General features: G+C 41.1%; 6 protein-coding genes. 1 reads left to right on the top strand and 5 read right to left on the bottom strand.

All coding sequences use genetic code 11. From position 1 onward, the window contains the following. Positions 1-41: 41 nt before the first annotated feature. The 4 genes from PCH02S_RS07840 to PCH02S_RS07825 are packed head-to-tail and all read right to left on the bottom strand — an operon-like array spanning position 42 to position 4,506. Positions 42-530: a prepilin-type N-terminal cleavage/methylation domain-containing protein gene (locus PCH02S_RS07840; protein WP_127451705.1), complete on the bottom strand. Its 489-nt coding sequence runs from the start codon at positions 528-530 to the stop codon at positions 42-44. A 30-nt stretch (positions 531-560) separates the two neighbouring features. After that, positions 561-1,769: a type II secretion system F family protein gene (locus tag PCH02S_RS07835; protein WP_127451703.1), complete on the bottom strand. Its 1,209-nt coding sequence runs from the start codon at positions 1,767-1,769 to the stop codon at positions 561-563. Continuing rightward, positions 1,769-2,821 (bottom strand): type IV pilus twitching motility protein PilT, encoded by a 1,053-nt coding sequence (locus tag PCH02S_RS07830; protein WP_127451701.1) that lies wholly within the window; start codon positions 2,819-2,821, stop codon positions 1,769-1,771. Before PCH02S_RS07830 ends, PCH02S_RS07835 begins: the two co-directional genes overlap by 1 nt. A gap of 20 nt (positions 2,822-2,841) precedes the next feature. Next, the gene (locus tag PCH02S_RS07825) at positions 2,842-4,506 is read right to left on the bottom strand and encodes a GspE/PulE family protein (RefSeq protein WP_127451699.1); all 1,665 of its coding nucleotides are present in this window, start codon (positions 4,504-4,506) and stop codon (positions 2,842-2,844) included. Positions 4,507-4,870: 364 nt separating this feature from the next. Between PCH02S_RS07825 and PCH02S_RS07820 the strand changes: the two genes are divergently transcribed. Beyond that, entirely contained in the window at positions 4,871-10,447 is a 5,577-nt protein-coding gene (locus PCH02S_RS07820; protein ID WP_127451697.1) for a DUF5057 domain-containing protein, read from the top strand. Positions 10,448-10,499: 52 nt separating this feature from the next. Here the strand turns inward: PCH02S_RS07820 and PCH02S_RS07815 are convergent, their stop codons facing one another. Continuing rightward, on the bottom strand, positions 10,500-12,380 hold the full coding sequence (locus PCH02S_RS07815; RefSeq protein ID WP_127451695.1) for a hypothetical protein: 1,881 nt from the start codon (positions 12,378-12,380) through the stop codon (positions 10,500-10,502). Between the last annotated feature and the right edge of the window lie 10 nt (positions 12,381-12,390).

Here is a 12,390-nt window from a genome sequence, read left to right as displayed (position 1 = left end):
GGACCGATTCCTTTTTGGGGTTGCTTAATGATAACTATTTATTATGAAGATGGGTTGGACTTAACTCCTTTTCCTTTTCCAGCAATAACATCTGGACCAGAAAAAGTCCAAATCTCATTTGCTGAAATATTCAATACAACACTTGTCAAAATACCATTGCTGTTAAATGATACAGTACCTCCAGTAATTGCTGCCTTAGAACTTGGCAGTGCAAGATTTGACTCTAAATACCCTTTACTTTGTAGTCCACCACCTGAACCGTCAGAAGCATATGTACCTGTTGTCCCAATAACTGGCACAACTTCACTAACAAAATCACCACTATTTTCATTAGTCAAAAATAATCTAGCTGCATCATAAACTTGACGAGCTGTCGCCATATCCGCATCTTCTTTTGATTTACTAATAATATTACTAATTAATGGAATTGCAATTGCTGCAATCACGGCAAGAATAACAATTACCGCTAATAATTCGATAAGCGTAAATCCTTTTTGATCTTTATTAAGTCTGTTTAATAGTTTTTTCATTTTTATTCCTCCTAATTTTTCCTAAATGAACTAGCCAAAATTCGAGTACATAGTGAACATAGGTATCATAATTGCTGAAACAATAGTACCAACCATTCCTGCGAGGAAAACAAGCAATAACGGCTCAAGAAGAGACTTCAATCTATCAACCGTATTCTCAACATCCATTTCATAAAAGTCCGCTATCTTCTCCAGCATTTGATCTAATGCTCCTGTTTCCTCACCAATCGCTATCATTTGTGTTACTAATGGTGGAAATACCCATGCTTGTTTTAATGGTTCTGATAATGGATTACCTTGACGTAATGAATCAGATGAATTTCGAATAAAGCGGCCAATCACTTTATTTCCAACTATTTCTTCAACGATTGCTAAAGACTGTAATATTGGCACAGAACTTGAATAAAGTGATGAGAGTGTTCTTGTCATTTGTGCAACTGAGCCTTTTTGTTTTAATTTCCCAAAAATCGGAACTTTCAATTTTAAATAGTCAATATAATAAGCCCCGGTTTCAAATCTTTTAATTATTTGGTATAAAACTAATAATGTAAGTAGCCCACAAATCCAAATATACCATTGCTTTTCTATGCTATTACTGAGAGAGAGTACAACACGTGTTACGAGAGGCAATTCTGCATTCATGCTCTCAAAAATCTTAACAAACTGAGGTACTACAGTCTTCAAAAGATAAACACAAGCAGCAACAGCAAGTAATCCAACAACCAACGGATAAGTCATCGCCGACTTAATCTTCTCCCGAGTCACATGCTCCTTCTCAAAAAACTTTGCAAGTCGTTCCAACGTGCCTTCCAAGTCACCCGTCTCTTCCCCAGCGCGAACCATGTTGACAAACATTGGCGGGAAAATCTTTTTATGCTCCGAGATTGAGCTGGAGAAAGAAACACCCTTCGAAATATTCGAAGCAACCTGCAAGAGTGCCTTGCGAAGCGGTTTGCTCTCAGTTTGTGAAGCCAAAATCGACGTTGCTTCCACGATATTGACCCCGGCCCTGATTAACGTCGCAAATTGCCGACAATACACGATAAAATGAATCGTTTTTACCGGATTGCCAATGTAGATTTCCGTTTTGAGGGCTTTGAACTGTTCTTCTTTTACAGAGAGAACGATATATCCCTTTTTGCGAAGCTCCTCGACCGCAGTTGATTTATCAGAGGCGGAGATTTTGCCTTTTACCTGTTTACCGCTGCTGCCTCTTACTTCATACAGGAACTCTGACATTACATCACACCACCCTCAGCAAGATAAGCTCTTGCTGCGATTGGATCAATAAGTCCTTGCTGCATTTGTTCCTTAATCGACATGTCCAGCGTATGCATGCCTAAGCTGCGTCCCGTTTGCATGACACTCTTAATCTGATGAATTTTCTCCGAACGAATAAGATTGCCTATAGCCGGTGTATTAATCATGATTTCCGTAGCGCATGTTCGCCCTTGGCCACCAGGCTTGGGAAATAACCGCTGTGAAATGACTCCGACCAAAACTGCCGCCAGCTGCACACGTATCTGCCCTTGCTGATGCGCAGGGAAAGCATCGATGATGCGATCAATCGTTTGTGGTGCGTCTGTTGTGTGCAAGGTTGCAAAGACCAAATGTCCCGTTTCAGCTGCTGTAACGGCTGCCGAAATCGTTTCAAGATCACGCATCTCGCCAACCAGAATAACATCGGGGTCTTGACGCAAAGCCGCTCTTAAGCCATTTGAGAAAGAATTCGTATCACTGCCTACTTCCCGTTGGTCAATAATCGATGAAGAATGCGTATGAAGAAACTCGATCGGGTCTTCCAACGTTACTATATGCTTCTTCTCGGTTCGATTAATGTAATCGATCATAGCTGCCAATGTGGAAGATTTGCCACTTCCCGTTGGTCCTGTCACTAAGACAAGTCCTTGCGGTTTCAACGCTAATGAACTAGTCACACTAGGTAACTGGAGTTGTTCCAGTGACGGAATCTTCGTAGGAATCGTTCGAATAGCGACGCTGACGCGTCCTCTTTGACGATAGGCATTCATCCTGTACCGTGAACATCCTTCAAGCTCATAGGAAAAATCCAGCTCTCCAGCTTGATCAAATCGATCTATCTGGTCAGCATTCAAAAGAGCCTCTGCCATGGAGCGCGTATCATCAGCTTGCAGCGTTTCGTTCCCAATTTGCTGTAATGTGCCGTGTACGCGAATGATTGGCGGCGAACCTACAGAGAGATGCAAGTCAGATGCCTTAGACTCATGGGCAGTCCTCAATAAATTTACGATCCGCTCTAACGCATTTGACATTTCCCACACCTCCTTTCTCGTTAATAAGCAACGGTCTCTCTAATAACTTCTTGCAATGTCGTAATTCCTTGTCGTACTTTCTGAATCCCGTCATCCATCAGTTGAATCAGACCATGCTCTAGTGCAGCATCACGCATTTCCTGAACAGATGCTTTGTTGCTAATCAACTGGCGCATTGTATCGTTCACGACGAGAATCTCGTGGATGGCTAACCTCCCGCGATATCCGGTGCGATTACAGTTGCCGCAGCCATTGCCTTTGTGAAGCTTTTCGGCATGTATCCCTCTGTTGTTCATGAAGATCCGCTCTTGCTCCGTAGGTGTATAAACCACCTTGCATTCGTGACATATTCTACGAACAAGCCTTTGTGCAACAACACCAATAAGGGACGAAGCAATCAAATATGGTTCTATCCCCATATCCCGAAAACGAGTTATCGTACTCACGGAATCATTGGTATGCAGGGTTGACAGGACAAGATGACCCGTTAAGGATGCACGAATTGCAATTTCCGCTGTCTCGGAGTCCCTGATCTCACCAACCATGACGATATTTGGATCCTGCCGTAAAATAGAGCGAAGTCCGGCGGCAAAATTGAGGCCAATTGTCGGATTCACATGCACTTGATTGATACCTTCCAACTGGTACTCTACAGGATCTTCAATCGTAATAATGTTGGCATTCTCTTGATTCAAATGACTTAGTGCGGAGTAAAGCGTCGTTGTTTTCCCGCTTCCAGTAGGACCTGTGATAAGCAGAATCCCATAAGGCTGCTCAATCATTTCACGAAAAACACCCATGTTACGCTCCCCGAATCCTAGCTGTTCAATAGGCTTAACGCCGGTTGATAAGTCTAGAATCCGTAAAACGATTTTCTCACCATGAATGGTAGGAAGAGAGGATACACGAATATCTACATGCTTATAATCTACTTGCATTTTGATTCTACCGTCTTGAGGTAATCTTCGTTCGGCGATGTTCAATTTAGCCATAATTTTCAGACGCGCTGTTATAAAACCTTGCATCTGCTTTGGAATGACACGTTCAGTTCTTAAATGACCGTCAACCCGGTAACGAATAACCAGATTCGTCTCACCTGGGTCAACGTGAATATCCGAAACTTTTAACTGAACCGCTTGCTGTATCATTTGATTAACCAACCGTACGATTGGAGAATCTTCATCCGTAATTTCGGTTTCCTTGATATCTTCGGTCGTTGGCATATCTGTCATCATTTGACTCATTGAATCCTGAAGTCCATAATGACGGGCAATGGCACGCTGCAGCTCATCTCTGCTCGTAATTGCCGGTTCTATGCGATACCCTGTACTCATTCTCATCTCTTCAATTGCAAAGTAATCCAGCGGATCCGCCATAGCCACCATAAGCTTCCCGCCCTCTTTGTGAAGAGGAATAGCCTGGTAGCGTCTTGCCATGCTTTCAGGGATGATTTTCGTTATTTCAGGATCAATCTGATATTTAAACAAGCTAACATGAGGAATGCCGAGTTGAAACTCCAGAACCTCAATCAATTGCTGCTCTGTAATATATCCTTGCGTAATCAGCAGGTCCCCAAGCTTCTGTTTTGTTTTACTTTGTTCCTTAAGTGCCTCTTGGAGCTGAGTTTCTGAAATAATCCCGCTCTCTACTAGCAAATCACCTAATCTTTTCCTAACAAGAGCCATTTCCTTATCAACTCCATTACTGATTTCGCCCAAGAAAATAATAGGACTAAATACCTAATTTACACAAGATAAAAATCATTATACAACATCAGAGTACATTTTAGAATAATTTTCTTGTTTATTTGCGTCTAATTACCCAATTTTATAGTTCTAAAATACCTGTAATATTACAATTCGTTCCCTATCTCGGATAATCCTCTTTTAAAAAATTATTAAAATTTTGTAATTTTCGTCAACTTTCTTATGTTTTCCTAAAATATTTTCGATATCATATACACAAACTGTATATTTTCAGGACCGAAAAGTAGTAAAATAGTCTCATATAAGATTTACTATCTGAAAGTCTACGGGAGGAGAGAAATGTATGTTTTCAGCCATACAAAAAAAGATCAGTTTTCTACTGATCACATCCATGGCCATATCATGGTTCGGGTTCACAGATCTTCCGAGCCAAACAGTTCTAGCAGCTGCCGGAGACACGGTAACTGTAGCCCTGAAATCTGTCAATAACAATAAGTATATAACGACAGATACGAGTAACAGTTCTTCACTTTATGCGAATAAGACGAATCCATGGGTATCCGATTTGTTTGATTTAGTTGACCAAGGGGAAGGCATCTATGCTTTAAAATCAAGAGCGAATTCCAAATATGTGACTGTTGGGTCTAATAGAACGGATACGCTAAAAGCTTCATCACAAACAATTACCGACAATCAGAAGTTCAGGATGATAACAAATTCTGACTCCACGGTATCATTCAAATCTGTAGGTAACCTTAAAGATTACTTTGTCAGTTTAGAAGATGATAGCAGTAACGAAATAAATGCAGAGCAAAGCAATTCCACGTCTACACTTACAAAATTTCAAATTTCCTATTTCGATCTCACCAAACCATTGAAGATACTTGAGATTAAAGATTTGGAGAAATCTTCTAACGAGAAGACACTCACTTCAGATTTAAAAGATAAACTAGGTACGAATACTGATTTTCAGCTAGAAACAATTAGCATGAAAAAATTCGTTGCGCTCCGCGATGAATTAGATGGTAAATACGATGCCATTTACTTCGGAAAAAGTTTATTTAATCCCACCTCAGAGACTGGAAGCAACCACGATACTCGTTTCCTTGAGAATGACATTACATCTCTCAAAGCAACAGAAATTACAGACAAATACATAAATAAAGGACTGCCCGTTATTGTCTATAGCGACTCGTCCAAGAAACGTGGTGCTTTGTACCAAGGATACTTAAACAGCAATGGTACCCATACTAAGTCCAATGGTAATCTATACAATTTGTTTAATCCCTACAATACAACAACACCTAAAAGTAATGTGATTTTTGTAAATGAAATTGATATTGGTAGTTCATCTTCCTTTATTGCGAAAACAAACTTGCTTGTAAATGCCAATGTTCGACCTCAACTAAATCTGACAAGCAAACCGACTGACTACACAGTAACCTCAAATCGTGACATTAAGTATAATGCTGGCGACACTTTAACCTATACATTTAATGTCTCTAATGTTAGAAACATCGATCAGCGCAATTTGGTAGCTAATTTATATTTAGGTGTCGACAGTGTCTTAAAATTCGATGCCTCTAATTTAGTACAAACTGTCCCAGTAACTTCCCTTACCAACAATACAGTTAGCTTTACGCTTCCAAAAGGTTACTCAGGGCTTTACTACTGGCGTCTAGAGCTCGTTGATCAAACCAGCACTGGCAAGCTGAAGGATTCGGCTGCAGGCGTTTTCCGTTATAAAGACCAATCGCCAACCATTAAGGTATTGCAGGTTATTCCTAACTCGCAGTCGAAAAGCATGACCAGCAGCCTACTTTTAGAGTCAAACTTAAAACAAAATTATTTGCATTCAGACGATTATGATATCAACATCTCAGTCATTGACTTCAATACGTTTAACTCTACAGAATACAAAACTTTAAATAGCAAATACGATATGTTGATCTTCGGTTTTAACGATTCTTACAACGGAACTGCAGACATTTCTTCAACAGCTGCAGCTGCGGTTAAATCATTTATCGCTACAGGTCAAGGCGTTATGTTCACCCACGATACCGTCTATCAAGGGAATCAAACATGGATCACTAATTTCCAAGCGGATACAGGGCAAGTCGGTCCAATGACGAATATGGGTCTCAATGCCCCTAACACATCAACGTCAACTGTTAAAATAAATGAAGGTTTGCTGACCGAATTCCCTTACTTTATAAGCGAAATGACACCATCCGTGGCAACAACGCACGATCAATATTTTAGGCTGGATCTAAACGATCCCAAGGTTATTCCTTGGTACAACATTAATGGAAGTCCTCGTGACGTGGAAGATAGCTGGAATCATTATTACACCTACTCCAAAGGGAATGTCACCTATTCAGGTACGGGGCACAATTTCGTAAACACAACCAAAAACAGCTCCTTTCCAGATTGGGAACAAAAGCTTTTCGTAAACACGATGTACAGGGCTTTCATCGGTTCAAATCATAAGCCTACTCTGGATCTCATATCTCCAGCACCTTTCAACGAATCTTTAAAGAATTATATCTCAGCGAATAGTTCAATTTCTGTCAGTTTCAAACCCGACGATTTGGACTTAAATGATAAAAAAGTGACCTCATCCATTACCTTTACTTACAAAGACGCTTCAGGTAATAATCAATCTGTCAAAGTTCTAGCAGATACGGAGACAAATAAAGGTGAGACGATCACCAAAACTTTCCCTAATCCACTAGCTGCAAGCGGCGGAGATTTGACAATCTCAGTCTCAACCAAAGACGCCGCAGGCGCACTTGAAACAAAAGAAGTTGCCGTCAAAGTCATTACCTCTACTGGTTTATCGCCAGATCGTACGGTATCAACTGAAAAAATTGAAGTGAATAGTCCTGTCACTGTGAATTACATCATTAATCCGACAGCAAAACCTTACAGTGCAGCTACGAATCTTGAAGATTTAAAAATTACAGACTTGCATTATAAAGAAACTTTCCCAGCCAACTTAGAACTTGTTACAATACCAACAGGTTTCACGAAAACAGGCTCTTTAACAAGCGGCTTTACCCTTGAAGGTGATATCGGTGATATTCCGTACCGCAGGGAAGGCAATCAATTTGTAGCTAATAGCTCAACGTTCACCGTCGTTGTTAAACCAACGAAAGCGGGAGACTACTCATTATCTAATGCCAACCTGCAATACAAGGATTTTGCTTCAGCAAATCAAAATGTTCTCTTTTCGAATAAGGTCATAACCGCTTTTACGAAATTAACTTCCTTGACGTTGGATAACCTCACAATTGCAAAAGGTGATACTTCCAAACTGATTCCAAAGGTAATGCCTAGTGATGCTACCTACCAAAAGAACGAAGACTTCACTTGGACAACGGATGCGTCAACCATTGTTACGGTTAATGCAAGCGGTGAAATTCGAGGTGTCAATGCCGGAACTGCCAAAATCATGGCTTTCGCAAAAGATGGCAGCGGACTTACCGCAACCTCCGTGGTTTCTGTCATCCAACCAGGCTTGAATATCACAGGTCCGACGGAAGTGGCCGTTGGTGCAGACATATCATTGCAAGCAGCACTGGTAACCGTGAATGAGAACGTAACTTCTGTCAGATGGAGTTCTTCAGATTCGAGTAAAGCGAACTTCATGGTTAGTGATAAATTTACTGGTATCTTACATGGTGTACAAAAAGGCACCGTGACCGTAACGGCTACCGTTGTAACAGATAAAGGAAATACCTATTCTAAAGATTACACAGTAAAAATATTCATACCTTTAACATCCATTAACGTAGGAAGCGCCAGTATTCGAGTAGGCGAAACCATCAAATTAAGTTCAAACTATGCACCGTCCGATGCAGATAATCCCAACTTGACCTGGAGCACAGATCGATCCGATCTGGTCACAGTTAACAGTTCAGGGAACATCACAGGCGTAGCTGAAGGAACAGCGAAAGTGATCATTAATTCCACAGACGGTTCCAATCTGACAGCCAACGCGACCGTTACCGTAGTTAAACCTTCATTGACAGTTAATGGGCCAACTTCTGTAAATATTGGAGAGAAGATTACGTTAGAAGCTATTTTCTCAACAATTAATGAAACTGTAGCCTCAGTTTCTTGGAGCTCACCTGACCAGGATAAAGCAAGTTTTGTAACTGACGGCGATTACAAGCGCGTCTTAACTGGTGTCAAAACGGGAACTGTGAATGGTTCCGTTACGATTACAACAAATAAAGGAAGTACTTATTCCAAAAATTTCAGCGTTACCGTTACAGCGGTTCCTGTGACTGCTGTAAGAATAGACAATGCTACGATTCGTGTTAATCAATCTTATGTTCTAACGCCAAATTTCGAGCCTACAAATGCAAGTATTAAGGTGCTTACATGGGAATCAAACAATCCAAACGTGGTGACAGTCGACTCTAACGGAAATATTCGAGGCGTAGCTGTTGGTACAACTACAATTAAAGCAACCACGACCGATGGCACGAATCTATCCGGCACAGCGACGATTACAGTCATTCAGCCATCAATATCTGTTAACGGGCCTGATAAACTCTTTATTGGTGGTCAACCCATTACGCTTCAAGTTCTTCTAAGTTCTGTCAATGAAACACCTACTTATACGACCTGGAATGTTTCTGATGAGGATAAATTGAAAGTAGATTTCACCGGTGTAGATGGGAGTCCAACGAGAACTCTTACGGGAAAGCAACCTGGGATCATTAACGGAACCGTACAAATGCTCACCAACCAAGGTAGTTCCTACGATGCCAGCTTTAAAGTAACCGTCATTTCACTGCAACTGAATGATCAAACCGTTGACGTCGGCCAAAGCGGCAGCCTGTCACCATCCATTACACCTCCGTTAGAATTGAATTCGGATGTTATCTGGAAGTCAACGGATGAGAACGTGCTGACAGTAGATAACTCAGGCAATTATCAAGCAATATCGGAAGGTTCAACACAAGTAACAATTATTTCGAAAGCTGATCAAAGTGTCATTGCATCTGCTACGATCACGGTTGCTCAACCTACTGTCGAATTTGATGGAGATAAAGTCGTAAATATCTCCGGAACTACGACACTTCGGGCATGGTTGCGATCTTCACATCAGAAAGCTAAGACTTTCACATGGGCTTTAGATAACCCAAATCAATCTTTTGCAAATGTAACAAAATCTGCAGAAGATTCCAGAGTTTTTACAGGTAAAAATGTTGGCTTGGTAACTGGAACAGTCAGCATTGTGACGGATAAAGATATCACGTATAAGCAAAGCTTCAGCATCTCCGTCGAATCCTTAGCCATTGTCAGGATGATCGACGGTGTTGAGAGCGACATCCCTGTTATTACAATGGACAAAGGTGAATCCATCGTGCTGAAGGCTGCTTTGAATCCTTCAACAGCATTAAACAATGGGTTTAAGTGGAGCTTAATCAGTGAACCTGGAGAAAATGGTGAGGCTGCCATTGTTGGCGATGACAACAAGCAAACTGTAACACTCATTGGGATTAAGAAAGGCACTATCCATATCAAAGTAGACGTAGCTGGAGGCCCTGGCTTCCCTGCCAAAACAGCAGCCAAGGTTGTTGACGTGAGGCAAGACCTGACGAAGTTGGAACTTCCTGATTCGACGATCACTTTGTACGCAAAAGGTACTGCTGCTCAAAGAACGTTTGACTTACTCAAGTACCTAACCGTTACGCCAGACAAGTGGAAAAAAGAATGGATTAATGATTTAAATGGTCAATTACAGTGGAAAAGCAGTAGTTCAACTATCGCTGATGTTGACTCCAATGGCCAGGTAACCGGCTTCAAGCAAGGATCAACAACGATTACCGTCACGAATAAAGACGATGAAACGGTGAAAGACGAAATTACGGTGAACGTCATCGAGTTTGACGACAGATATTAAAACGCTAAGAGGCTGCCCCAATCATATTGGGACAGCCTCTTTGTTACCAGTATCATTTAAACTCCGTCACTTGCTTTTTCTTCCCTACAGTCAAGCCTACTTTAGAAACGCGAGGCAAACCAACCTTCTGATTCTCAAAAATCTTACTGTTATAATCGATAATGAGTCGCGACAGATTCTCGGAGGTGACTCGCGTTTGATCATCCATTTTAATACTTTCTACTCCGCCTGTAGCATTCCCACGAATGGCATTGACAGTGAGGTTCCCTTTGGCAAAAAAGCCGCCATATACCCAAAATACGGAACCTACTCCATAGATCGTTGCATCACTATCCGTGTAGAAAAAGGCTTTTAAGATTGGAGGATTATTACCATGCGTCTCCACCGGTTTGTTTCCAGGTGACTTCGAATCGTACTGAAAAGGTTCTTTAATATCAAGAAACGAATTGACGCGATAAATATCAATAGCTCCTTTAGAAATAAGAACTAACTCTTTCTCCTCACCATCTAGCCCCTTCAAACCTAAAATAGAAGCATCCACAATCTCCGTTTTACCTAACGTGTAGATGGTGGAATCCATATTAACGGTGTTATGAATAGATAAATTCCCTGTAACCAGTATATTAGCTTTAATGTCAAGGTTGCCTTTATCTATATTCGTATTATTAATCGTTAAATCACCATTTACAATGAACCAGCTGCTTTTATTTAAATTAACAGGATCGGGGTTTTTCACACTTTCTTTGTAAAGCAATTTACTGAATACCTCGCCGCCATCTATTGTTAAATTGCCATTATACATCATCGTATTCTCAAGCTCGGATGAAAACAAGCTAATAAGACTGCTCTTCTTTGCCTCATAGGCGGCATACTCCGAAACATTAGCAGGATCAGGCACTACTTCATCCAGCGGATCAATTATTTCCATCCATGGACTCAAGTCCGTAAGACTGTCTCGGGACGCTAACGCCGTCTTCACCTTCATTCTTTGTACATCTGGAGCTGCAGTATCTTTTCCGATAGCTTGAACCATTTTATCCACGAAGGCTTCGTTTACTTCTATCCCTGCAAATTTACTCTGGTCTTTGACATGTATATTCGCAGGATCCGTGCTAGTTAGCACCTCTTTAATTGTTTTTACGCCCTCTCCCTCTTCTTCACTAATACTTTTATAATCGCTATTGCTGTTGCCGACATTTTCAAGTGTGTCGCATTGCGGACTGGTTTGAGAAAATGTTGCGCTTACTGTTTCACAATAATAAGCATTTAACCCGTCCCCGGATGCATTCTTTTGAACGTAGGCGCTTCCCTCCAATTTCGGGAATTTCGTCGACTGATATAACGGCGTACCAAGATACAAATATTCAGCTTCATTTTTGACCTTTAAAGCTTCTCCCGCATAAATATCCCCGATAATATAAGGCGATCCGTTAATCAGCACAGTTCCTTCCGAACCCATCGCATATTTCAGTGAATCTGGAAACGTGTCTAAAATAATATCCTGGGTAAGTCGACGCGTGACATTATTCACAGTAGCTTCAGCATCAATCGTAATTTTATAATTCAACGAGCTGTCATCTTTTTTATTTTCTTTGAATTCGATACGATGTATTTTCCCTCTGGCTGCACCAACATCTTGATCCAATAAAGTACTGGTCGCTCTCCCATTTAACTGCACCGTAATTTCATCCAACCTATTTTGAACTTCATCAATGTTAACGCCATCCTGACTTTCAAAATCGGACATGATATAAGCAGCAGCCTCATTCAACGCCTTCTCAGCCAAATGCAAACTTTGAACATCCTTTTGCTTCGTCTCCGTTCTTGTTGCCCCGCCTATGCTTGCACTCAACACAGCCAAACCTAATATCGAAAAAATAAGAACCATAAATAAAACTAACAGCAATGCTGAACCGCGCTCCTCGCGAAACATGCTACTCCTC

The organism is Paenibacillus chondroitinus NBRC 15376 (assembly GCF_004000765.1).
Lineage (GTDB): Bacteria > Bacillota > Bacilli > Paenibacillales > NBRC-103111 > Paenibacillus_E > Paenibacillus_E chondroitinus.
The sequence above is the reverse complement of the archived record's forward strand: the minus strand, read 5'-3'. Positions and strand labels throughout refer to the sequence as shown.